This window comes from Planobispora longispora, from assembly GCF_016863135.1.
In the GTDB taxonomy this organism is placed as follows: domain Bacteria; phylum Actinomycetota; class Actinomycetes; order Streptosporangiales; family Streptosporangiaceae; genus Planobispora; species Planobispora longispora.
On sequence record NZ_BOOH01000018.1, the window covers coordinates 1 to 23,004 of the forward strand.

A 23,004-nucleotide genomic window follows, 5' to 3' on the forward strand; every position below is an offset into this window, starting at 1 on the left:
AGCCATTACGCACCTACCGCAGCGAGCTCGGCGGCACGCTTGGCCGCGTCGTCCATCGTGTCGACCAGCTCGACGCCGGGGAGCTTGGCGTCGGCCAGGATCTGCCGCCCGACGAGGGCGTTGTTGCCGTCCAGCCGGACGACGAGGGGGCGGGTGATCGCCTCGCCGCGGCGCTCCAGGAGCTGGAAGGCCGAGACGATGCCGTTGGCGACCGCGTCGCAGGCGGTGATGCCGCCGAAGACGTTGACGAAGATCGACTTCACCGACGGGTCCGACAGGATGATCTCCAGGCCGGCCGCCATCACCTCGGCCGAGGCGCCGCCGCCGATGTCCAGGAAGTTGGCGGGCTTGGGCTGGCCGGGGAACGCCTCGCCCGCGTAGGCGACGACGTCCAGGGTCGACATGACCAGGCCCGCGCCGTTGCCGATGATGCCGACGTTGCCGTCGAGCTTGACGTAGTTGAGGTCCTTGGCCTTGGCCGCGGCCTCCAGCGGGTCCTCGGCGGCCTTGTCGGCGTAGGCCTCGTGCTCGGTCTGGCGGAAGGAGGCGTTGTCGTCCAGGGTGACCTTGCCGTCGAGGGCCTTCACCTGGCCGTCGGCGGACAGGATCATCGGGTTGACCTCGACCAGGGTGGCGTCCTCGTCGACGAAGGCGGCCCAGAGCTTCTCGATCAGCTCGGCGGCGCCCTCGATCGACCGCTCCGGCAGGCCGCCGGCCACCGCGATCTCGCGGGCCCTGGCGCGGTCGACACCGGTGATCGGGGAGATCGGGACCTTCGCGACCTTCTCCGGGGTGCTGTGCGCGACCTCTTCGATGTCCATGCCGCCCGCGGCGGAGCAGATGGCGAGGAAGGTGCGGTTGGCTCGGTCGAGCAGGAAGGAGAAGTAGTACTCCTCCGCGATGTTGCTCGCCTCCTCGATCAGGACCTTGTGGACCGTGTGGCCCTTGATGTCCATCCCGAGGATGTCGGTGGCCTTGCGCTCGGCGTCGGCGGCGTCGTCGGCGACCTTCACGCCGCCCGCCTTGCCGCGGCCACCGGTCTTGACCTGGGCCTTGACGACGACACGGCCGGTCAGCTCCTCGGCTGCCGCTCGTGCCTCCTCCACGGTGTGCGCGACAATGCCGCGCGGCACCGGGATGCCGTACTCCGCGAAGAGCTCCTTCGCCTGATGTTCGAACAGGTCCACGAGGGTCCGTCCTTGCTTGTCCGGCTGGTGTACAGATGTCGGCGGGCCGGCTCCGCTGTCCGAGAGGGAGCTCGGCGATTTTTGCGCCACTGAAGCCTAGTCCCCCTCGGGACCCGGGATGGTCACCGGGGCCCAGGTCGCGTGGCGCGGCCTCGCCCCGGGCCTTGCGTCCGGTTCCGGATTCGGCTAACGGCACCCGGCGCCCGGCGTCATACCCGCGCCGGAACGGCGCTGCGCACCCAGTCGACGATCTCCTGCGTGGTCGCCCCGGGCGTGAAGATCCGGGCGACGCCCATCGCCTCCAGCTCCGGGAGGTCGGCCTCGGGGATGATCCCGCCGCCGAACACCACGATGTCCTCCGCGTCCTGCTCCTTCAGCAACTCGATCACCTTGGCGAAGAGCGTCATGTGAGCCCCCGACAGGATGGACAGCCCGATCGCGGCGGCGTCCTCCTGGATCGCGGTGCGCACCACCTGCTCGGGCGTCTGGTGCAGGCCGGTGTAGACGACCTCCATCCCGGCGTCCCGCAGCGCCCTCGCCACGATTTTCACACCCCGGTCGTGCCCGTCCAGTCCGGGCTTGGCGATGACGACACGGATCCTCGACACGGCGTCCACGTACAGACCTCCTCGTCTGCGCTCCACTCGCGAAGTGGCGGCTGCCCGAAGCGTAACCGGCCGGACCCCCCGGAGCGCCAGCGGCCGCCGCGCTCTCCCCGCACGCCGTACGGCTCACGCACGCGCAAAGCGGGGCACGGACTTGTTGGCCCGCGGCGTAGTGCCGCACGCGCCCGTGGCCTAGGTTGACTGATCTTGACCGGTGATGAGGGAGATCCCGATGAGACGGTGGGCCACTCTGGTCGCGGCGGTGCTGGTCGGCTCGGTGCTGCCGGCGGGGACGGCGCAGGCGGTGCAGGCGCCGCCGTCCCCCGTGACGAAGCTGAAGCAGCACTTCGCCGAGCACGTGGGACTGCGCATCTCGGATGTCGGCCGGGTCTACAAGGACGGCAAGGCGGTCGTCACCATCTGGCGCAGGGGCAAGGTCGAGTTCGACGCCTCCGGCGTGTACGCCACCGACACCACGGGGCGCACGGAGGCGGGGCGCGGGGCGATCAAGGAGTTCGAGGGGCTCACCGGTCAGCGCCTCGGCTCGACCCGGGTGATCTGCTTCCCCAACGAGGCGTACCTGTCCGGACCCGGCTACGAGACGTGGCTGCCGGAGGGCAAGCGCTGGCTCGGCCTGATCGGGCCGGAGAACATCAAGCAGACCGAGGCGTTCCCGCAGATCGTGAACATCTTCGAGCCGGCCACCCTCGGCACCCTGCTCTCCCGCGCCGCGGTGAAGCGCAAGCTCTCCTCCGGCACCTATCTCCAGGGCGCCGTGTCGCTGCGCACCCTCTACAAGGTCTCCCCCTCGTTCCGCGACCGGCTGGCCGGGCCGCCCAAGGGGAAGAGCGCCCGGATCGCCGTCGGCTTCCGGCTCTGGCTGGACCGCTCGAACCTGGTCCGCCGCCTGTCGACCACCTGGAAGCAGCCCGCCGGCAAGACGCCCACGGTCACGGTCGTGCACACCCGCTACACCTCCTGGGGATCGGCCGTCACCCTCTCGCCCCCGCCGCCGGAGGACACCGCCGACGCGGGCCGGGTCGGCGGCGACTTCTCCCCGCCCCCCACGCTCCCGGTCGGCTGACCCGCGATCCGCCCGCCCGGCCGGCCGCCGCCGCCCCGGCCGGGCGATGACGCCGGCAGATGAAGACAGCGATCGCAAGAAGACACCAAGAGCAATCAGCCCTGAAATATCAAGAACTACGGAAGAATCTCCTCACTTCTCCGCGACGGCGCGGAGCAGCGAACCCGTAGGAGGGCTTCCCCGATGAGGCGGATGATCGCCACTCTGACCGGCGCCGCGGCGGCGGCGCTGATCGTTCCCGCGCTGGTGGCCGCGGCCCCGGCGAGCGCTCGGACCGCACCGGACGACCCGGTGTCCGCGCTGAAGAGCCAGTTCACCGCCCACCGCGGGGTGAAGCTCGATGAGCAGGGCAAGCTCATCGGCGAGGGGAAGACCGAACGGGTGATCCTCAGCCGCCGCGCCGGGGTGCTGGAGTTCGGCCGCAAGGGCGTGGTCGCCTCGGATCTGACCAGCACCTTCAGCCTTCCCAGCGGCGACAAGGAGCTCGCCGAGGAGTTCAAGGACCTGTTCTCCCCCACCCGGGTGATCACGGTGAAGGGCTTCTCCTACACCGACGGCAAGTTCTACGGCGACGCCATGCCCGAGGGCAAGAAGTGGGTGCGCGCCCGCGCCGGCCTGGCCTCCCCGGGCAACCCGGCCCAGCAGCTGGTCAACCCCCTCGAACCCGCCACGCTGAAGGCGGTGCTCGCGCGCACCGCGGCCAAGCGTCCCGGCGGGACGTGGGACGGCGCCCGGACCGTCGTCCACTCGGGAACGATCACCCTGGGCGAGCTGTACAAGGTCTCCCCCACGGTCCGCGCGCTGCTGGGCGCCAAGCCTTCGGCCACGTCGGCCGTACTCCCGGTGAAGTGGCAGCTCTACATCGGCTCCGACCGGCTCGTACGGCGCGCCGTGTCGTCCTGGACGCAGTCCCTGCGCGGCCTGACCAGCATCGACCTCACCTACCTCAACGACAGCCGCTACTCCGGCTGGGGCGTGAAGTCCGCCATCGAGGCCCCGCCCGCCGACCAGGTGGCCGAGGTCGGCGAGCTCGACTTCGAGGGCGGCAACGAGGACCCCTTCGCCCGTCTCATGACGACCGAGAACTGACGTCCGCCGGTCCTCCCCGCCGCCGGATCGCCTCCGGCGGCGGGGGCCGCTCCCTCCGGTGGCGCGTCGAGCACCGCGGCGGCCGGAGCCTCGACACCCGGGGCGGCACAGAACATCATTCGTCCATGGACACGACGACACCGGCCGGGAACGCGCGGCGGTGGACCGCAGACCGCATTCCCGACCAGACCGGCAGGACGTTCATCGTGACCGGGGCCAACAGCGGCCTCGGCTATTCGACGGCGCGCGAGCTGGCCCGGCGCGGCGCACACGTGATCATGGCGGTGCGCAACGAGGCGAAGGGACAGCAGGCGATCAAGGAGATCGAGGCGAGCGCCGGCCGCCCCGTCAGCCTCGAGCTGCGTCGGGTGGACCTCGCCGACCTCGACTCCGTCAGGACGTTCGCCGAGGCGCTCCGCGCCGACGGGGCGGGCGTCGACGTGCTGATCAACAACGCCGGCGTCATGATGCCGCCCCGGTCGCTGAGCCCCCAGGGGCACGAGAGCCAGTTCGCCGCCAACCACCTGGGCCACTTCGCGCTCACCGGCCTGCTGCTCGACGTGATCGCGGCCGGCCGGGACCCCCGGGTGGTCACGGTCAGCTCGACCATGCACAAGCGCGGGAAGATCCACTACGACGACCTGACCGGGGAGCGCTCCTACTCGCCCGTCGCCTTCTACTCGCAGTCGAAGTTCGCCAACATCCTCTTCGGGCTGGAGCTGGACCGCCGGTTGAAGGCCGCCGGATCACCGGTGCGCAGCCTGCTGGCGCACCCCGGTTACTCCGACACCAACCTGCAGACCACCGGTCCGGCCGGGCGGCTGACGAAGTCGATCATGCGCCTGGGCAACCGGCTCTACGCCCAGCACGCGGACGTCGGCGCGCTCTGCCAGCTCTACGCGGCGACCTCCCCCGACGCCCGCGGCGGCCAGTACATCGGCCCGGACGGCTGGATGGAGAACCGGGGCCACCCGAAGGTCGTGCGGCCGATCAGGGCGGCGACCGACCCCGCCGACGCCCGCCGGCTGTGGGAGCTCTCCGAGGAGCTCACCGGCGTGCGCTACGGCCTGCCGGAAACCGCCTAGCGGGGGCCCCGGCCGGTCCGCGCCCGGGAGCCGCGCCGTTCACAGCTTCTCCAGGGGGGCGTAGGCCAGCACCAGGGTCTTCGCCCCGCCGCTCCCGAAGTCGATCTTCGCCTTGTCGCCGTCCACCGAGACGACCGTGCCCAGGCCGTACTGGTCGTGGGTGACGCGGTCCCCCGGCTTCAGGCTGGGGATCTGGCGGCCGCCGGCCCGCTTGGCGGGGGCCGTGCGGGAGGGGTCGCGGCGGGCGGTCGCGGCGGTCCAGGCGTTCTTGCGCGGGTCGCTGCGCCAGTCGACCAGCTCGGAGGGGATCTCCGCGACGAACCGGGAGGCGGGGTTGAACGACGGCGCCCCCCACGAGCTGCGGACCGCCGCCCGCGACAGGTAGAGCCGCCGCTCGGCCCGGGTGATGCCGACGTAGGCCAGCCGGCGCTCCTCCTCCAGCTCCTTCGGCTCGCCCATGGAGCGCATGTGGGGGAAGACCCCGTCCTCCATGGCGGTGAGGAACACCACCGGGAACTCCAGCCCCTTGGCCGTGTGCAGGGTCATCAGCGTGACGACGCCCTGCCCGCCGTCGGCCTCCGGGATCTGGTCGGCGTCGGCCACCAGCGAGACCTGCTCCAGGAACTCCACGAGCGTGCCCTCCGGGCTGGCCTCCTCGAACTCCGAGGCCACCGAGATCAGCTCGTCCAGGTTCTCCAGGCGGCCCTCGTCCTGCGGGTCCTCGGAGTTCTCCAGCTCGGCCCGGTATCCGGTGCGCACGAGCACCTCCTGGGCCAGGATCGACGGGGGCGTGTCGCCGGCCTTGGCGACCAGGTCGTCCAGGAGCGCGACGAACTCCTTGATCGCGTTGACCGAGCGGGTGGCCATGCCCGGAGCCTCGTCCGCCCGGCGCAGCGCCTCGACGAAGGGGACGCGCTCGCGGGCCGCGAACGCCTCCATCATCGCCTCGGCCCGGTCGCCGATTCCGCGCTTGGGCACGTTGAGGATCCGGCGCAGCGAGACCACGTCGCCCGGGTTGGCCAGCACCCGCAGGTAGGCCAGCAGGTCGCGGACCTCCTTGCGCTCGTAGAAGCGCACGCCGCCCACGACCTTGTACGGCAGGCCGGTGCGGATGAAGGTCTCCTCGAAGACGCGCGAGGCGGCGTTGGTCCGGTAGAAGACGGCCACCTGGCCGGGGGTGACGCCCTCCTCGTCGGCGAGCCGGTCGACCTCCTGCGCGACGAACATGGCCTCGTCGTGCTCGTCGTCGGCGACGTAGCCCACGATCTTCGAACCGGCGCCCTGGTCGGACCAGAGGTTCTTGGGCTTGCGGTTCTCGTTGCGGGAGATCACCGCGTTGGCGGCCGTCAGGATCGTCTGGGTGGAGCGGTAGTTCTGCTCCAGCAGGATCGTCCTGGCGTTGGGGTAGTCGCGCTCGAACTCCAGGATGTTGCGGATCGTCGCGCCGCGGAAGGCGTAGATCGACTGGTCGGCGTCGCCCACCACGCACAGCTCCGCCGGGGCGATCCCGGCCGAGCCCTCCCTGACCAGGTCGCCGTCGGCGGTGCGCAGCTCGGGGGTGCCGACGAGCTCGCGGATCAGGGTGTACTGGGCGTGGTTGGTGTCCTGGTACTCGTCGACGAGGACGTGCCGCCAGCGGCGGCGGTAGTGCTCGGCCACGTCGGGGAAGATCTGCAGCAGCGTGACCGTGAGCATGATGAGGTCGTCGAAGTCCATCGCGCCGGCCTCGGTCAGGCGCTGCTGGTAGTTCCTGTACGCCTCGGCGAGCGTGCGCTCCATGTGGGTGGACGCCCGGTCGGCGGCCGTCTCGTAGTCGATCAGCTCGTTCTTGAAGTTGCTGACCTGCGCCGAGAAGGAGCGCGGCGGGTAACGCTTGGGGTCGAGGTCCATCTCCCGGCAGACCATCGCCATCAGGCGCTGGGAATCGGCCTGGTCGTAGATGGAGAAGCCGGAGGGGAAGCCCAGCCGGGACGCCTCGCGGCGCAGGATCCGCACGCACGCGCTGTGGAAGGTCATCACCCACATCGACGCCGAGCGCGGGCCGATGAGCCGGTCGACCCGCTCCCGCATCTCCTTGGCGGCCTTGTTGGTGAAGGTGATCGCCAGGATCTCCTGCGGCCGGGTGTCCCGCTCCGCCAGCAGGTAGGCGATGCGGTGGGTCAGCACCCTCGTCTTGCCCGACCCCGCTCCCGCCACGATGAGCAGGGGGCTGCCGTGATGGACGACGGCCTCGCGCTGCTGAGGGTTGAGCCCGTCGAGCAACGGGTGGGTCAGAGAAGCGGATGGGATCGACACGCCCCCTAGGTTAAGGCGGCTCACCGACAACCGGGTCCGGGCCGGGGAAGGAATGTGGACGGACTTTCCATCGGTTGTGACGATTGATCAGGCCAGAAAGCTCAGGAGGACCCCGCATGTTGTCCGAGAACGAGATCGAGCGGGTGCTCGTGGTGGCGGCGCACCCGGATGACGTCGACTTCGCCGCGGCGGGGACCATCGCGCGCTTCACCGACCACGGCGTGAAGGTCGTCTACTGCGTCGTCACGGACGGCGACGCCGGCGGCTTCGACCGCGAGCTGGACAACGGCGGGATGGCCGGGCTCAGGCGCGCCGAGCAGACGGCCGCCGCGGAGATCGTGGGCGTGCACGAGCTGCGCTTCCTCGGCTACCAGGACGGGATCGTGGAGCAGACCCTGGGCCTGCGGCGGGACATCGCCCGCGTGATCCGCCAGGTCCGCCCCGACCTGGTCATCACCCACACCCCCGAGCGGAACTACTCCTTCATCGCGCCCAGCCACCCCGACCACCGCGCGGTCGGCGGCGCCGCGCTCGACGCCGTCTACCCCGACGCCCGCAACCCCTACGCCTTCCCGGAGCTGCTGACGGAGGAGGGCCTGGAGGCGTGGACCGTCCCCGAGGTCTGGCTGAACGGGCACGAGACGCCGGACCACTTCGTGGACGTCACCGACACCTTCAATCGCAAGATCGCCGCCCTGCTCGCGCACGCGAGCCAGATCTCCCACATCGAGGGCTTCGAGGACTTCGTGCGGTCCCGCTTCGGGCTCATGGCGCAGCGGGCCGGGTTCGGCGACGGCCGCTACGCCGAGGCGTACAAGCGGGTCCCCACCGCCTGACCCGCCGCCCGGCGGCCCCGCGCCGGTAGGACATGCTCTCACCGTGAGCACCATCGCCGTCTCTCCCGTCACCGCCGCCGTCGTCACCCTCATCGCCCTCGCGGGGGCCGCCGTCGCCTTCCTCGGCCGCCTGGGGCACGCGCGGGCCGTCCTCACCGCCTGCCTGCGCGCCGCCGTCCAGCTCGGCGCGGTCTCGTTGGTCATCGTGTGGGCCGTCGAGCGCCCGCTCGCGGTGGCGGCGTTCGTCCTGGTCATGTACGGCGTGGCGAGCCTGACGGCGGGACGCAGGATCGCCGCGGGCCGGGCCGCCTGGTGGGCCGCCGCGCCCATCGGGGCAGGCACCCTGCCGGTCCTCCTGCTCCTGGTCGGCACCGGGACCGTCCCGCTGGAGGGCATCGCGGTGATCCCGATCGCGGGCATCCTGCTCGGGGGCTGCCTGACGGCCACGGCGCTCGCGGGCCGGCGGGCGCTGGACGAGCTGACCCAGCGGCGCGGCGAGGTCGAGGCGGCGCTCGCGCTGGGGTTCTCCGACCGGGACGCCGCCCTGGAGATCTGCCGCCCGGCGGCGGCCCACGCGCTGGTGCCCGCGCTGGACCAGACGAGGACCGTGGGGCTCGTCACCCTGCCGGGGGCGTTCGTGGGCATGCTCCTGGGCGGGGCCACCCCGCTGCAGGCGGGGGTGGTGCAGCTCGTCGTGCTGGTCGCGCTGCTGGCCGCCGAGGCGGCGGCCGTCCTGTTCACGGTCGAGCTGGTGGCACGCGGCCGTCTGACGGAGGCGGACCGCCGCGGGTGAGCCGGAACCGCCTACGGAGCGCGGTCCGGCGACACGTCCCCTCCCGGCTCCCCTCCCCGCCCGGCGAGGCGGGCGAACACGTAGCCGAGGGAGTTGGTGGCGGTGTGCAGGATCGCGGGCGCCGCCAGACCGCCCCGGCGGTTCAGCTCGGAGAAGAGCACCCCGGCGAGCCCGGTGGAGATCACCGATCCGGCCACCACCCGGACGACGTTCGCCCCGGAAGCACCCGCTGACGCCATGAGCTCCGGGGAGTCCGCGGGAGTCACGGGATCCGCGGGGACCGCCTCGCGGGGCTCACGGGGTTCGCGGGGTTTCACGGGGTCCGCCTCCGCGGCGAGGGCGCCCAGGGCGGGGTTGGCGGCGGCCATGTCGATCGCGGGGAGCACGTGCCAGAGGCCGAACAGGGCCGAGGAGACGGCGGTCGCCGCGGGCGTCCCGTAGGAGCGGGCGAGCAGGCCGTGCAGCACCCCGCGGAAGCCCACCTCCTCCAGCAGGACCGTGCCGACCGGCACCTGGAGCAGGATCTGCTCCAGCACCTGGGCGCGCGACAGAGACAGGGCGCGCTCGTCACGGAAGAACCGGCGGGTGGCGGGGATCGTGATGCCGACGGTGTAGGCGCCGGCCACGACCGCGGCGAGCGCGCCGCCGATCCGCGCGCCGCGCGCGCCGTCCCGGAAGCCCATGTCGGACCACGAGAGCCCGGACCTGCGGGCCATGGCGACCAGGGTTCCGGTGGCCACGGCCGAGGTCAGCGGGGCCAGCCGCCGCGCGACCCGGTTGTTGAGCACGTTGGCCGCCGCGAACACGACCACCGCGCCGGCGAGCGTCGCGCCCGTCGTCTCACGCGTCGCCCCGCCTGCCGTGCCCGTCATCCCGCCACCCGCTGCCGCCATCCCGCTGGAAAACGCAGGCCGCGCCGTTCCTGCACGGTGAGGCCGCCCCAGATCCCCTCCGGCTCGCCCGCCCGTACCGCGTAGGCCCGGCACTCGTCCAGCACCGGGCACCCCGCGCAGACCGCCTTGGCCCGCGCCTCCTGCTCCGCCGACGGCGAGAGCGGGAAGAACAGCTCGGGATCGCTCCCCCGGCAGGCCCCCCGCACGGCCCAGCCGATCTCGCGGATCGTCCTCCGCATGACGTCACCCCCTGCTTGATCACCGGCCCTCAGACTAGGCTCCGCGACGACCTGCGGCATCAGCCTTCCGGCGGATTCCCGTGTCACCGCGGCGGCGTACGCGGCGCGCCCGTCCCCGCGCCGGTCCCCCGTCCCCGCTCCGATCAGGGCAGGGACCAGGTGTGGACGGGCTCGTTGGCGTGCATGCGCTCCATGTAGGCCAGGGTCATGCGGCGCAGCGCCTCGTACCGGCCGAGCTTCTCCAGCGCGTCCACCGCCCTGATCTGCCAGTCCGCCCCGGTCGTGCCGGTCGTGCACCTCCGCTCGACGATCCCGAGCAGCCGGTCCCTCGGCCCGGGGTCCACCCCCCACAGGTCCAGCCCCTCGTAGGCCAGCGGGAGCAGGTGGCGCAGGACCAGCTCGGCGGCGGGCACCTCGCCGAGACCCGGCCAGTAGAGCCGGGCGTCCATCCCGCGGCGGGCGGCGACGGTCAGGTTGTCCTCGGCCGTTCCGAAGCTCATGCGCGTCCACACCGGGCGCTCGGCGTGCGGCAGCACGCGCATGAGGCCGTAGTAGAAGGCGGCGTTGGCGGCGATGTCCGCGACCGTCGGCCCCGCGGGCAGCACCCGGTTCTCCACGCGCAGGTGCGGGACCCCGTCCACGACCGCGTAGACCGGCCGGTTCCACCGGTAGATCGTCCCGTTGTGCAGGGTCAGCTCGTCGAGCCGCGGGGCCATGCCCTCGGCGAGTTCCGCCTTCGGGTCGGTGTCCTCGCACAGGGGCAGCAGCGTGGAGAAGTAGCGGACGTTCTCCTCGAACAGGTCGAACACCGAGGTGATCCACTGCTCGCCGAACCACACCCTCGGCCGTACGCCCTGGGCCTTCAGCTCGGCGGTACGGGTGTCCACGGCCTGCTCGAACAGCGGGATCCTCGTCTCGTGCCACAGCCGCCTGCCGAACATGAACGGCGAGTTGGCCGCGATCGCCACCTGCACGCCCGCGACGGCCTGCGCCGCGTTCCAGTGCGCGGCGAACGCCTCGGGGCTGACCTGGAGGTGGAGCTGGGTGCTGGTGCAGGTGGCGGGGGCGATGCTGTCGGCGTAGGTGTCGAGGACCTCGTCCCCCTCGATGAACAGGCGCAGGTCCTCGCCCAGAGCGGCGAAGATCTGCTCGTTGAGGAGGTGGTAGCGCGGGTTGGCCGAGAGCGTGCCCTCGTTGAGGTCGCTCTCCCGCAGCGTCGGCAGGGCGCCGATCAGCAGGGTGTGCCCGCCGACCGTGCGCGCCCGCTCCTCGGCGCGGTTGAGCCGGTCCCGCACGCCCTTCTCCAGCCGCGCGACGCCGTCCCCCTCCAGGGACTCCGGCACGACGTTGATCTCGACGTTGAACTGGCCCAGCTCGGTGGCCCAGTCGGGCTCGGCGATGGCCGCCAGCACCTCGGCGTTCTTCATGGCGGGCTCGCCGCGCTCGTCCACCAGGTTGAGCTCGATCTCCAGCCCGGCCCTCGGGCTCTCGAAGTCGAACCGGGAATCACGCAACATCTGCGCCAGGACGTCGAGACATTGGCGGATCTTGTCCCGGTACCGCCGCCGGTCCTCCCGGCTGAACACCATGGCAGGCACATCGCGACCCATGTCTCGCACGGTCGCACAGGATGTGCGCGCCGTACAGAACCGTCCCGGAGACATGAACGTCATCTCCACGAGTGGCGCGTGTCTCGCGGCGCAACGTTCAGATCACCGCCGGGCCGGTCGATGGGCACCGTGACCGGCCCCGTCGACCAGGAACGGCCGACATGCGAGCAAGCGCCATCCGTCCGACCGGGGTGGAGCGTACTTTCGCCCCCGACGAGATCATCGTCACCAAGACGGACCTCAAAGGGCACATCACCTACGCGAACGACGTCTTCCTCCGGGTGTCGGCCTACTCCGAGGAGGAGGTCCTGGGACAGCCGCACAGTCTGATCCGCCACCCGGACATGCCGCGCTGCGTCTTCGCGCTGCTGTGGCAGGAGATCCGGCGGGGCCGGGAGATCTTCGCGTACGTGGTGAACCTCGCGGCCGACGGCGCGCACTACTGGGTCCTCGCGCACGTCACCCCGAGCGCGGGCCCCGGCGGGCAGATCGTCGGCTACCACTCCAACCGCCGGGTGCCGGGTGAGGCCGCCCTGCGCCGGATCCGGCCCCTCTACGCCTCGCTGACGGCCGAGGAGCGGCGCCGCTCCCGCCCCGCCGACGCGGTGGAGGCCTCGACCGCGCTGCTGGAGGGCACGCTGAAGGAGCACGGAATGTCGTACGAGGAATTCGTGTGGTCCCTGGCCGGGCAGGAGGCGGCGCGATGAGCCTGCGGCCGGATGACAGGCGTGCGGCCAGGACCGCGTCCGCCGCGGTGACCCGCGAGGCGCTGGCCGAGCTGCGGCACGAGCTCAACCGCATGATCGACCGGATGGACGCATTCGTCAGGGAGGCCGCGGCGTCCCTGCAGGCGGCCAGCGAGGGCCGCTTCCACCGGCAGTTCCTGCTGGAGGGCGTGCCGGGCTCCTTCCGCACCAGCGCCACGGCCATCAACCGGGCCCGCACCGCCATGGCCGGGACCGCGGACCGGGCCGCCGAGGCCGAGCGGGCCCGGCTCCGGCTCGCCGACGAGCTGGAGTCGACGGTCATGACCGTTGCCGAGCAGGTCGCCGCGGTGCAGTCCGCCGCGGGAGAGGGGACCAGCACCATCGAGACCATCAGCCGCACCGTCTGCGACATGGACGACCTCGCCCGCGGGATCGCCACCGCCGTCGACGGCGGCGACGGCGGCCGGGCCGGGCGCGATGCGAGGGGGCTGGCGGACATGGCCGAGCGCCTGCGCGCCGAGGTCTCCCACTTCCTCACCGTCATGCGGGGGAACTGACCGAAGCGTCACGCGGGGAAGCACGCAACCGGCATGCCACCGGGCACGCCGGAATCGCCCTGCTTCCCCGATTGCGGACCGGCCCGGCGGGGCAGGAGGGGCCGGTGCAGCAGCCGCGGCGGACATCGGTGTGGTGCAGCCGGGACTTCCGGCTCCTCACCGCAGGACAGACCGTCACCCAGCTCGGCACCGAGGTCACCGCCATCGCCTTCCCGCTCACCGCGGTACTGCTGCTGAACGCGACGCCGATGCAGCTGGGCATCCTGGTGGCCGTCCAGAACGGGGCCTTCCTCCTCATCGGGCTGCCCGCCGGTGTCTGGCTGGACCGCCGACGGCGACGGCCGGTTCTGATCGGCACGGACATCGTGCGGGCCCTGACCCTGGGGGCGGTCGTCGCCGTCGCCACCGCCGGTCGGCTCACCTTCGCCGTGCTCATCGCGGCCGCCGCGGTGATGAGCTTGATGCGGGTGGTCTTCGAGATCGGCTATCAGACGTACCTGCCCTCGATCGTCCGAAGTGAGGACCTCATCCAGGGCAACGCGACGGTGGAGACGGTCCGCGCCTGCGGGCAGATCATCGGCCCGGGCCTCGGCGGCTGGCTGGTGCAGCTGGTCGGCGCGGCGAACGCGCTGCTGGCCGACGCGGCCAGCTTCCTGCTCAGCGCCGGTTGTCTGTGGCGGGTCCGCACCGGGGAGCAGGCGCCCGCACCACCCGAGCGCCGCGGCATGCTCCGGGAGGCCCGGGAAGGGATCGCGTTCGTCCGGGCCGACCCGGTGCTGCGTCGCGTCGCCGCCACCGGCGCGGTGTCCAACCTGTTGTTCACCGCGGCGAGCGCGCTCACCGTCGTGTTCCTCGTCGACGCCGTGGGCCTGTCGGCCGGCGCGGTCGGCATGATCTTCTCGGCCGGGTCGGCTGCGGCGCTCACCGCCGCGGCACTGGCGACCAGGCTCGCCCGGTGGGTGGGCTCGGCCCGGATCATCTGGCTTTCGGCCGCCCTGACCAGCCCGTTCAATCTGCTGATCCCGTTCACCTACGCCGACTGGCGCATCGCGCTGTTCGTGCTCGGCATCACCGTCAGCGGCGGTGGCCAGCTGGTCTACAGCATCACGCAGCTCAGCTACCGGCAGGCGGTCGTTCCGCCGGCGATCCTCGGCCGGGTCAACGCCACCGTGCGCTTCCTGGTGATGGGAGCGTTACCGGTCGGCGGCCTGCTCGGCGGCGGCCTCGGCGCGCTGATCGGCGTGCGCGCCACCTTGCTGGTCATCGGCCTCGGTCTCGCCCTGGCCCCCTTGTTGCTGATCTTCTCCCCGCTGCGGGGCGTACGGGAGGTATCGGAGCTGCCACCCGGGTAGTCACCGCCTTTCCCGGAGGCTCGGCGGCCGTCGGCGCCGCCCTCCCGGCGCGGCAGGGCGGGGCGGAGACCCCCGGGAGGGGCGCTACACCAGCCGACGGGCGGTGGCCCAGCGGGAGAGCTCGTGGCGGTTGGAGAGCTGGAGCTTGCGCAGCACGGACGAGACGTGGGTCTCCACCGTCTTGACCGAGATGAACAGCTCCTTGGCGATCTCCTTGTAGGCGTAGCCCCGGGCGATCAGGCGCAGGACCTCGCGCTCGCGCTGGGTCAGGGAGTCGAGCTCGGGGTCGATCGGCGGGGCCTCGGTGGAGGCGAAGGCGTCCAGCACGAACCCGGCCAGCCTCGGGGAGAAGACCGCGTCCCCCTCGGCCACCCGGCGGATCGCGTCGGTGAGCTCCCGGCCGCTGATCGTCTTGGTGACGTAGCCCCGGGCGCCGCCGCGGATCACGCCGATGACGTCCTCGGCGGCGTCGGAGACCGAGAGCGCGAGGAAACGGACCTGCGAGCCGGAGCCCAGGACGCGGCGGAGCACCTCCTGGCCGCCCCCGCCGGGCATGTGCACGTCGAGCAGGACCACGTCGGGCTGGAGCTCGGCGATCGCCCTCACCGCCGACTCCACGTCCTCGGCCTCGCCGATCACCTCGATGGAGTCGCCCAGCTCGGCGCGGACCCCCGAACGGAACAGCCGGTGGTCGTCGACGATCAGAACCTTGATGACGCCCATGTGCTTCCTCACCACTCCTCGTTCACTTCACGCACGACCCCGCCGCCCGGGACGCGCGTCCTGCCCGCACCGCGCCGGGTCCGGCGGCGGGAGCGGTTCACGAACTCTCCAGCTTCATGGTGAGCATCACTTCCGTACCCTCGCCGGGCTCGGTGCGCACGCGGGCGCTCCCGCCGTTCCGCTCCATCCTGCCGATGATCGACTGACGGATGCCCATCCGGTCCTCGGGAACCTCGCTCATGTCGAAGCCGACGCCCCGGTCCCGGATGAAGATGGTGACCTCCTTCGCTTCCACTTCGGCGTAGACGGAGATGACCGATGATTCAGAGTATTTCGCGGCGTTGACCATCGCCTGCCGGGCGGCGTGCATCACCGCGGACAGTTCGGGCGTCAGCGGGCAGTCTCCCACGCAGACGACCTCGATCGGCACGCCGTGGGCGTCCTCCTCCTCGGCGGCGACCCGCCGCACGGCGGCGGCCACCGAGGCATCGGCGTCCTGCTTGGGCTGGTAGAGCCAGTTGCGCAGCTCGCGCTCCTGGGACCGGGCGAGCCGCATCACCTCGCGGGAGTCGTGCGCGTTGCGCTGGATCAGCGTCAGCGTGTGCAGCACGGAGTCGTGCACGTGCGCGGCGAACTCCGCCCGCTCCTCCTGCCGGATGCGCTCGCGGCGCTCCCGCTGGAGCTCCTTCCACAGGCCCGCCAGCCAGGGGGCCGCGATGAGCGCGACGCCGCCCACGACCACGAGCGTGAACACGACGCCGGGACGGGCCTTGCCCAGCTCGTCGTTCACGGCGAGGAAGCCGATCGCGCCGATGACCACGAGCACCAGGCCCGCCAGCGTGCGGACCCGGTTCTTGCGGGCCTGCCCGACGGTCGAGTCCATCCAGCGCTGCCGCCGGTCCGGATCGGCCTGCTGCCACAGGATCAGCGAGCCGATCCCGCCGACCGCGATCGGCCACGCGCCGAACCCGCCGGTCGAGGCGCCGGTGAGCCAGCTCAGGGCCATCAGCGCCAGGCCGATCGCGGCGTAGGCGGCCACCTGGCTCCAGTCACGGGCGGGTTCCCTGCCCTCGTGCGGCGCGCGCGGCGTGAACATCCACAACGCCGCGTAGACCACGCCGCCGACTCCGTCCAGCACGGTGAGCAGCACGAAGGCCAGCCGCAGCACGACCGGGTCGAGCCGGAGCTGGGCGGCGGCGCCCTGCGCCACCCCCGCCACCAGCCGCCCCTCCACCGGCCTGATCAGCCGGGGGAAGCCGAGCTCCGCGGAGGCCACGGGGTCCACGAGGGCCGCGGGCGCCGCGTCGGGAGAGGGCTTCTCCCCGACGGACCCGCGCGGCATCTGTCGATCAGCCATTTCGTCCTAACCGGATGAGTCGCAACGGTTTCATCGTCACACGGCGGCGGCGGCCGACGCATCGGGAGTTCCCCTGGCCCGCCCCTGAGAGGCCGGGTCCGACCCTGAGGGAGCGACCCGCCCTCGGGGACCGCTCAGGGGTGTCCCGGATGCGCCGGAGTACGGGCAGGGGCCACGATGAGAGCATGACCGACACCGGGAACGCCCAGAACGCGGCGAGCGCCTCCCCCGACTCCCCCCTCGCCACCGCCGGCGAGGCGCGCAGGCTCCGCCGCGGCGACGAGGGGCGCATGCTCACCGGTGTCTGCGCGGGCCTGGGCCGCTACGCCGGGGTCGACCCGGTGCTGTTCCGGGTCGGCTTCGCGATGCTGGTGATCGCCTCGGGCGTCGGCATCATGCTCTACGTCGCGGCGTTCCTGCTGATGCGTGAGACGAGCGGCGGACCGGGGCACGTCGAGCAGTGGACCCGCCGCGACTTCGACGGCGAGACCGTCATGGCCCTGCTGACCGCCGTCTTCGCCTTCGGCCTGGTCCTCAATGTGAGCTCCGGCGGCATCGGCACCGCCAGCGTCGTGGTGGGCACCACGTTCGCCGTCTCCCTGCTCGCCGCCCACGCGCGCGGCGTGGACCTGCTGGCCCTGGCCAGGACGATGCCCGAGCGAGTCCGGAGCAGCCGTCGCACCGGTCAGCGGAGCGCCGGACGGCCGGAGCGTCAGCCCGGCGCGTTCCCCCCGCCGGCCCCGGCGGGCTTCTCCGGCCCGCACGTGAGCGCCCCGCCGCCCGCGGGGCCGTACCCGGGGGCGGAACGGCCGACCGCGAGCCCGTACCCGGGGGCGGAACGGCCGACCGCGAGCCCGTACCCGCATGCCGAGCCCCCCGCGGACCCCTACCCGCACGCCCAGCCGCCCGCGGCCGGAGCGGACCCCCGGGAGCGGTCGCACGTCGTCGCGGAGGCGATCTCCGCGGCGCACGCCCGGATCGTCGCGGCGCGGGCCCGCATGACCGCGGAGCCGGGATCCGGCGCGGAGCCGGCCCCCGCCGTGGAAACGCCCCTGGCAGCCGAGACGGCTCCCGCCGAGGAGACGATCCCTGTCACGGAGACGGCTCCCGTCACGGAGACCGCACCGGGATCCGAGGCGGGGGCGGCCCCCGCCGCCGGGCCGGAGACGTCAGAGACGCCGGAGACGCCGGAGAGGACCGTGGAGGCTCCTCTCCCGCCGCGGCCACCGGTGACCCCGCCGCCTCCGGCGGCCCCGTACCGGCCGATCCCCCACCCCGCCCAGAGTCCCTACGCCGCGCGAGGCCCCTACGCGCCGCACGGCCCCTACGCCGCGCAAGATCCCTACGCCAGGCCCCGGGCGTCCTTCGACTCCTCCGGCGAGCCTTTCGCCCCGCACGGCCCCTACCGGCCGCTGGACCCCCGCCGCGGACCGGCGGCCCCCTTCGATCTGGCCGGGTACGGCCCGAGGACCGAGGCGCCGCGCCGGCCGAGACAACCCAGGTCGTTCGTGGGGGCGATCACCCTGCTCCTGGCCATGATCGTTGGAGGAATCATCATGGCGATCCAGTCCGCTTCGGGATCGGTGAACATGACGGTCGTCGGCGGCGCGGCGCTCGTCACCATCGGCGGCGGGCTGCTGGTCGCGGCCTGGTTCGGCCGAGGCGCCGCCCTGGTGGCCGCGGGCACCGTCATCGCGCTCACCATGGTCGCGGGGTCGGCGCTGAGCGACGTGCCGAAGAGGTTCGGCACCTACGACTGGGCCCCCCAGGCAGTGGGGCAGGTCGCCGAGGAGTACACGGTGGGCATCGGCGAGGGCACGCTGGATCTCGGCGACCTGACGTTCCCCCCGGGATCGCGGACCGTCATCGAGGCGTCGGTGTCGGTCGGCGAGATCACCGTGATCCTCCCGCCGACCGTCAGGGCCGAGGTCAGCGGGCACGCCAAGTTCGGCGACGTCAAGATCGATCACATGGTGCAGGGCGGCGCGGACATCCGGCATGAGAGGGTGCTGGAGCCCGAGGTGACCCCGGACGGCACGGTGGCGACCATCGTGCTGACCGTCAAGGCGGGGGTCGGAGACGTGGAGGTGCGGCGTGCGGCGTGACCACACCCGCTTCCGGACCACCGTGGAGGTACGGCATGCGACCTGACAACCGCTCCCCGGCGGACGTGCCCGTACGGAGCCGGTGGCACCGCACGGACTGGATGGCCCTGCTCAGCGGGGCGCTCTTCATCACCGCCGGCGTCCTCTTCATCGCCGCGCCGGAGCTGGGCCCGCTCGTCATGCTCCCGCTGGTGGTGGGCGGTCTGGCCGGCGCCGGGTTCGTCGCCATCGTCATCCGGGCGATCCGCCGCTAGGCGGGCGTGATCCGGCGCCCAGCGGGAGCCCGCCGTCGGACGGATGATCCGCCGCGGGGCGGGGAATCCGCCGCCAGGCGGGACGCGCCGTGACGGAGAGCACCTCTCACGGTTGCGGGCGTTAGAATCGGGGGATGATGGCCCTGGAGTTCGTCAGCACCGTCCGCGCGGCACGCAGCGGGCCGGTGGACGTGCTCGCCGACGTCGAGGGGATGACCCGCTGGGGCCGCGAGCACGCCGCGGAGCTGGGGCTCGGCTCCGGCTTCACCGCCACGGAGGAGCTGCGGCGCGAGGTGGTCGAGTTGCGGCAGGCCGTACGGTCCCTGTTCGCCAAGGCCGTGGCACCCGGCCCGGCCAGCGCCGCGGACGCCCATCGCCTGCCGGATTTCGCCGAGTCGCTCGACCTGGTCAACGCCGCGGCCCGGGCCGTGCCGCTGGCGCCCCGGCTGGAGTGGCCCGCCGGGGAGTCCCCGGCGGCGCGGAACGTCCCGGTGAGCGAGGCCGACGAGTCGTCCCGGATGCGCGCCGCCCTCGCCTCCGCGGCGATCGCCCTGCTGGCCGGACCGGAGCGTGAGCAGCTGCGGACCTGCCCGGCCCCGCGCTGCGTGCTGTATTTCGTCAAGGAGCACGCCCGCCAGGAGTGGTGCTCGGTGGGCTGCGGGAACCGCGCTCGCGCCGCCCGGCACTACCGCCAGCACAAGGCCCGCTGACCGTCCGCCACCGCGGCGCCGGCCGCACCGGGCGCTCCCGCCCGCGCGCCGACGCCACCGACCGCCGCGACATCGGCCGCTCCCGCCCGGCCGGGGAGGCCGGGGCGTCAACCGTCGCCGTCCCGCGCCGGGAGTCGGAGCGTCAGTCGTCGCCGTCCCGCGCAGGGGCGGCGAGGGTGTCCCGGCCCCAGCGGAGCAGGCGGTCGTGGACGGCCGCGACCGCCCGCCGGGTCAGCGCCCCGTCCCTGACGGCGAGGAACAGCGTGTTGATCGGCGGCAGTTCGGGCTCGGCGAGCGGGACGAGCCTGCCCGCGGCCAGCTCCTCCTCGCACAGGTAGCGGGGCAGCACCGACATCCCGGCGCCCGCCACGACGGCGGCGGCGGCCCCGCGCAGGTCCGGCATGACGAGGGCGGCGGACATGACCGGCCGGGTCCCGAACACCGTCCGCCAGTAGCGCCGGATGACCGGAAGGTCCTCGGCGTAGGCGACCATCGGCACACCGGCCAGCCGGGCCGCCTCCGGACCCCGCCCACCGGCCGTCGCACCGGAGACCGTCATCCCCGGACCCGCCGGGCCCGGATCCGCCGTGTTCCCGGCGGGTCCCACGCGGGCGGCCCAGCCGGGCGAGGCCACCAGGACGAACTCCTCGTCCAGCAGGGGCGTGGCGTGCACGCCCCGGCGGCGGGGACGCACCGAGGAGACGACGAGGTCCAGCGTCCCGGCGGCCAGCCGGTCGAGCAGGTCGTCGGCCAGGCCCAGCTCGACGCGGATCCGCAGGCCCCCGGCGACCAGCGGGGCGAGGACGCGCACGACGCGGGTGGACATCAGCTCGGCGGGACCGCCCAGGTGCACCGCGCGGGCCGAGGCGTCCGGGTCGAGGTCCGTACCGACCGCCTCCGCCAGCATGTCGAGGGGGGCGGCGAGCCGCCGGGCGAGCTCGTCGGCGGCCGCGGTGGGGGCGACGCCGCGCGGGAGGCGCTCGAACAGCCTCCGGTCCAGCGTCGTCTCCAGGGCCTTGATCTGCGCGCTCACCGCCGGCTGCGACATCCGCAGGACGTGCGCGGCGCCGGTGACGGAGCCCGAGCGGTAGACGGCCAGGAACGTGCGGAGCACGTCGAGCGACAGGGAACCCCGGGAAACCTCTGACACCCTCGACACTCCTGCCGCCCCCCGCGCCTTCGGCATCCCTGCCGTCCCCGACACTTCCGATGCATCATGCCATCGAAATTCTGATGCCTGCTGCAAAGCTCGGCTATTTGTTCTGATGGCGTTCCAACGGTCATCCTCGGTTCATGAGCAAGCGCATCCTCACCATCCTGACCAGCCACGACCGGCTCGGCGAGACCGGCCGGACCACCGGGTTCTACGTCTCGGAGGCCGCCCACCCGTGGAAGGTCTTCCGCCGGGCCGGGTTCGAGACCGACCTGGCCAGCGTCGCGGGCGGCGAGCCTCCGCAGGACGGCTACGACGCCGAGGATCCCGTTCAGCGGGAGTTCGCCGAGGCGTACGGCGAGCGGCTGCGGAACACCCCGCGCGCCGCCGACGTGGACCCGGCCGGCTACGACGCGGTGTTCTTCGCCGGCGGTCACGGCACCATGTGGGACTTCCCCGGGAACGAGGACCTGGCGCGCCTGGCCCGCTCCGTCTACGAGAACGGCGGAGTGGTGGCCGCGGTGTGCCACGGCCCTTCGGCCCTGGTGGACCTCACCCTCTCCGACGGCTCCCACCTGGTCGCGGGCAAGCAGGTCGCGGCCTTCACCAATTCCGAGGAGAGCGCCGTCGGGCTCACCGGGACGGTGCCGTTCCTGCTGGCCGACGCCCTCGCCGAGCGCGGCGCCCGGCACACGGCGGCCCCCGACTTCCAGCGGCACGTCGTCAGCGACGGCCGACTGGTCACCGGTCAGAACCCGGCGAGCGCCGCCGGGGTGGCCGAGGAGATCGTCAGAGTTCTCAGCGAAAAGTGATGCAGGTCACTCTCTTATAACGCTAAATCATCATTGGATCCGTTAGTCTGTCGGGAGATGACTAACGGATCCAGCCGTTAGAAAGCGTGATGGGAGAAACGATGACCTTCCGTACCGGCCACGTGGGCCTCAACGTCTCCGACCTCGACGCGTCCAAGGACTTCTACCGGAAGGTCTTCGGCTTCGAGATCGTCGGCGAGTCGGCCGAGGAGGGCCGCCGCTACGCCTTCCTCGGCCTCGACGGCACGCTCGTGCTGACCCTCTGGCAGCAGAGCGAGGGCCGCTTCGCCACCGGCCTGCCCGGCCTGCACCACCTGTCCTTCCAGGTCCCGGACGTCGAGACGGTCCGGCGGGCCGAGACCGTCATCCGGGAGCTCGGGGCCGCGTTCCACCACGACGGCATCGTCCCCCACGGCGAGGGCGCGTCCTCCGGCGGCGTGTTCTTCGAGGACCCGGACGGCATCCGGCTGGAGATCTACGCGCCCGCCGGCGCCGGCGACGCCCTCGCCCCCACCCCCGGGGCGCCCACCTGCGGTTTCTTCTAGACCGGCCACCAAGACCGACCTCGGACGGGAGGACCCATGAGACACGAGGGAGAGATCGCGGTCCAGCGGCGGGCCGGGGTGCGCCGGGCCGGAGAGCTGGGGTCGGCACGGACCCGCCCGGAGATCCCGGCCGTGGCGGGCGACTTCCTGGGCGCGCAGCGGATGCTCGTCGTCGGAGCCGCCGACGCCTCCGGCCGGGTCTGGGCGAGCGCGCTGACCGGCCCGGCCGGGTTCGCCCGGCCGTACGGCGAGCGCACCGTCGTGGTGGACGCGCTGCCGGGCCCGCACGACCCGCTGGCGGGGGTGCTCGGCGCCGAGGGGGAACACGACCTCGGGACCCTCGCCATCGAACCGGCCACCCGGCGGCGGATGCGCCTCAACGGCCGGGCGCGCCGGGACGGGGACCGCCTGGTGATCCACACCGAGCAGGTCTACTCCAACTGCCCCAAGTACATCCAGACCCGAGCGATCGCCGAGGACCCGCCCCCGGCGTACGGCGCCGCCGGGACGCTCACCGGCGAGGCGCTCACCGGCGGGCAGCGGGCGTGGATCGGCCGCGCGGACACGTTCTTCGTGGCCACCAGCGCCGCCGGGCTCGGCGCCGACGTCTCGCACCGGGGCGGCAGCCCCGGGTTCGTCCGGGTGACCGGCGACCGCCGGCTGGTCTGGCCCGACTATCAGGGCAACTCGATGTACATGACGCTGGGCAACCTGGAGCTGGACGAACGTTGCGGTCTGCTCTTCCTCGACTGGGAGGACGGCGGCGCGCTCCACCTGACCGGCCGGGCCCGGGTGGACTGGGATCCGGGTGACGTCCCGGGGGCGGAACGGCTGGTCGAGTTCGACGTGGACGAGGTCGTCCAGATCGCCGGGGCGGTCCCGCTCCGCTGGACGTTCGGCGACTATTCCCGGCACAACCCCCCGGCGGAGGGAGTGGCGGACCTTCTCCCCGCGAGGGGTTGACCGGCGTGAACAGGGGCGTACGTTCGCATTTATCAGCCGGCTCTCTACTT

23 protein-coding genes are annotated in these 23,004 nt (G+C 72.7%); 14 read left to right on the forward strand and 9 right to left on the reverse strand.

Annotated features, from left to right (window positions below; translation table 11 throughout):
- Nucleotides 1-5: 5 nt before the first annotated feature.
- Complete coding sequence (gene sucC / locus Plo01_RS10660; RefSeq protein ID WP_203890382.1) at nucleotides 6-1,187, reverse strand: ADP-forming succinate--CoA ligase subunit beta; 1,182 nt, start codon at nucleotides 1,185-1,187, stop codon at nucleotides 6-8.
- Nucleotides 1,188-1,396: 209 nt separating this feature from the next.
- Nucleotides 1,397-1,804, reverse strand: coding sequence for a coenzyme B12-dependent isobutyryl CoA mutase small subunit (icmB, locus tag Plo01_RS10665; protein ID WP_203890383.1), 408 nt, complete (start codon nucleotides 1,802-1,804; stop codon nucleotides 1,397-1,399).
- A gap of 220 nt (nucleotides 1,805-2,024) precedes the next feature.
- On the opposite strand from icmB, the gene Plo01_RS10670 reads away from it, so the two are divergent.
- From Plo01_RS10670 to Plo01_RS10680, 3 genes are all read left to right on the forward strand, one after another.
- Nucleotides 2,025-2,876: a hypothetical protein gene (locus tag Plo01_RS10670; protein ID WP_203890384.1), complete on the forward strand. Its 852-nt coding sequence runs from the start codon at nucleotides 2,025-2,027 to the stop codon at nucleotides 2,874-2,876.
- 192 nt (nucleotides 2,877-3,068) lie between these two features.
- Nucleotides 3,069-3,965 (forward strand): hypothetical protein, encoded by an 897-nt coding sequence (locus tag Plo01_RS10675; protein WP_203890385.1) that lies wholly within the window; start codon nucleotides 3,069-3,071, stop codon nucleotides 3,963-3,965.
- A 125-nt stretch (nucleotides 3,966-4,090) separates the two neighbouring features.
- Entirely contained in the window at nucleotides 4,091-5,050 is a 960-nt protein-coding gene (locus Plo01_RS10680) for an oxidoreductase (RefSeq protein WP_203890386.1), read from the forward strand.
- 39 nt (nucleotides 5,051-5,089) lie between these two features.
- Here the strand turns inward: Plo01_RS10680 and pcrA are convergent, their stop codons facing one another.
- Nucleotides 5,090-7,339, reverse strand: coding sequence for a DNA helicase PcrA (pcrA, locus tag Plo01_RS10685; RefSeq protein WP_373871678.1), 2,250 nt, complete (start codon nucleotides 7,337-7,339; stop codon nucleotides 5,090-5,092).
- 122 nt (nucleotides 7,340-7,461) lie between these two features.
- On the opposite strand from pcrA, the gene Plo01_RS10690 reads away from it, so the two are divergent.
- Entirely contained in the window at nucleotides 7,462-8,181 is a 720-nt protein-coding gene (locus Plo01_RS10690; protein ID WP_203890387.1) for a PIG-L deacetylase family protein, read from the forward strand.
- 43 nt (nucleotides 8,182-8,224) lie between these two features.
- Nucleotides 8,225-8,974 (forward strand): ABC transporter permease, encoded by a 750-nt coding sequence (locus Plo01_RS10695; RefSeq protein ID WP_203890388.1) that lies wholly within the window; start codon nucleotides 8,225-8,227, stop codon nucleotides 8,972-8,974.
- 11 nt (nucleotides 8,975-8,985) lie between these two features.
- Here the strand turns inward: Plo01_RS10695 and Plo01_RS10700 are convergent, their stop codons facing one another.
- The 3 genes from Plo01_RS10700 to Plo01_RS10710 form a co-directional block, all read right to left on the reverse strand.
- Complete coding sequence (locus tag Plo01_RS10700; protein ID WP_203890389.1) at nucleotides 8,986-9,846, reverse strand: CPBP family intramembrane glutamic endopeptidase; 861 nt, start codon at nucleotides 9,844-9,846, stop codon at nucleotides 8,986-8,988.
- Nucleotides 9,843-10,106, reverse strand: coding sequence for a WhiB family transcriptional regulator (locus Plo01_RS10705; protein ID WP_203890390.1), 264 nt, complete (start codon nucleotides 10,104-10,106; stop codon nucleotides 9,843-9,845). The genes Plo01_RS10700 and Plo01_RS10705 overlap by 4 nt, the downstream gene beginning before the upstream one ends.
- 143 nt (nucleotides 10,107-10,249) lie before the next feature.
- The gene (locus Plo01_RS10710) at nucleotides 10,250-11,716 is read right to left on the reverse strand and encodes a glutamate-cysteine ligase family protein (RefSeq protein ID WP_203890391.1); all 1,467 of its coding nucleotides are present in this window, start codon (nucleotides 11,714-11,716) and stop codon (nucleotides 10,250-10,252) included.
- A gap of 161 nt (nucleotides 11,717-11,877) precedes the next feature.
- Between Plo01_RS10710 and Plo01_RS10715 the strand changes: the two genes are divergently transcribed.
- From Plo01_RS10715 to Plo01_RS10725, 3 genes are all read left to right on the forward strand, one after another.
- Nucleotides 11,878-12,423, forward strand: a complete 546-nt coding sequence (locus tag Plo01_RS10715; RefSeq protein WP_203890392.1) for a PAS domain-containing protein — start codon at nucleotides 11,878-11,880, stop codon at nucleotides 12,421-12,423.
- Nucleotides 12,420-12,980 (forward strand): hypothetical protein, encoded by a 561-nt coding sequence (locus Plo01_RS10720; protein ID WP_203890393.1) that lies wholly within the window; start codon nucleotides 12,420-12,422, stop codon nucleotides 12,978-12,980. The genes Plo01_RS10715 and Plo01_RS10720 overlap by 4 nt, the downstream gene beginning before the upstream one ends.
- Before the next feature lie 104 nt (nucleotides 12,981-13,084).
- The gene (locus Plo01_RS10725) at nucleotides 13,085-14,332 is read left to right on the forward strand and encodes an MFS transporter (protein WP_203890394.1); all 1,248 of its coding nucleotides are present in this window, start codon (nucleotides 13,085-13,087) and stop codon (nucleotides 14,330-14,332) included.
- 84 nt (nucleotides 14,333-14,416) lie between these two features.
- Here Plo01_RS10725 and Plo01_RS10730 read toward each other — a convergent pair whose 3' ends face one another.
- The gene (locus Plo01_RS10730; RefSeq protein ID WP_203890439.1) at nucleotides 14,417-15,055 is read right to left on the reverse strand and encodes a response regulator; all 639 of its coding nucleotides are present in this window, start codon (nucleotides 15,053-15,055) and stop codon (nucleotides 14,417-14,419) included.
- A gap of 97 nt (nucleotides 15,056-15,152) precedes the next feature.
- Nucleotides 15,153-16,412: an ATP-binding protein gene (locus Plo01_RS10735; protein ID WP_239316134.1), complete on the reverse strand. Its 1,260-nt coding sequence runs from the start codon at nucleotides 16,410-16,412 to the stop codon at nucleotides 15,153-15,155.
- A 185-nt stretch (nucleotides 16,413-16,597) separates the two neighbouring features.
- On the opposite strand from Plo01_RS10735, the gene Plo01_RS10740 reads away from it, so the two are divergent.
- The 3 genes from Plo01_RS10740 (at nucleotide 16,598) to Plo01_RS10750 (ending at nucleotide 19,481) form a co-directional block, all read left to right on the forward strand.
- Nucleotides 16,598-18,517 carry a PspC domain-containing protein gene (locus tag Plo01_RS10740; RefSeq protein ID WP_203890395.1) on the forward strand — a complete coding sequence of 640 codons (1,920 nt, stop codon included), beginning with the start codon at nucleotides 16,598-16,600 and terminating at the stop codon, nucleotides 18,515-18,517.
- A 35-nt stretch (nucleotides 18,518-18,552) separates the two neighbouring features.
- On the forward strand, nucleotides 18,553-18,771 hold the full coding sequence (locus tag Plo01_RS10745) for a hypothetical protein (protein ID WP_203890396.1): 219 nt from the start codon (nucleotides 18,553-18,555) through the stop codon (nucleotides 18,769-18,771).
- A gap of 134 nt (nucleotides 18,772-18,905) precedes the next feature.
- Entirely contained in the window at nucleotides 18,906-19,481 is a 576-nt protein-coding gene (locus tag Plo01_RS10750) for a CGNR zinc finger domain-containing protein (RefSeq protein WP_203890397.1), read from the forward strand.
- 142 nt (nucleotides 19,482-19,623) lie between these two features.
- Here Plo01_RS10750 and Plo01_RS10755 read toward each other — a convergent pair whose 3' ends face one another.
- The gene (locus Plo01_RS10755; protein ID WP_239316136.1) at nucleotides 19,624-20,631 is read right to left on the reverse strand and encodes a LysR family transcriptional regulator; all 1,008 of its coding nucleotides are present in this window, start codon (nucleotides 20,629-20,631) and stop codon (nucleotides 19,624-19,626) included.
- A 143-nt stretch (nucleotides 20,632-20,774) separates the two neighbouring features.
- On the opposite strand from Plo01_RS10755, the gene Plo01_RS10760 reads away from it, so the two are divergent.
- The 3 genes from Plo01_RS10760 (at nucleotide 20,775) to Plo01_RS10770 (ending at nucleotide 22,954) form a co-directional block, all read left to right on the forward strand.
- On the forward strand, nucleotides 20,775-21,446 hold the full coding sequence (locus Plo01_RS10760; RefSeq protein ID WP_203890399.1) for a type 1 glutamine amidotransferase domain-containing protein: 672 nt from the start codon (nucleotides 20,775-20,777) through the stop codon (nucleotides 21,444-21,446).
- Nucleotides 21,447-21,547: 101 nt separating this feature from the next.
- The gene (locus tag Plo01_RS10765) at nucleotides 21,548-21,991 is read left to right on the forward strand and encodes a VOC family protein (RefSeq protein ID WP_203890400.1); all 444 of its coding nucleotides are present in this window, start codon (nucleotides 21,548-21,550) and stop codon (nucleotides 21,989-21,991) included.
- 36 nt (nucleotides 21,992-22,027) lie between these two features.
- A complete protein-coding gene (locus Plo01_RS10770; protein WP_203890401.1) occupies nucleotides 22,028-22,954 on the forward strand; it encodes a pyridoxamine 5'-phosphate oxidase family protein in 927 nt (308 codons plus the stop codon).
- Nucleotides 22,955-23,004: the final 50 nt, after the last annotated feature.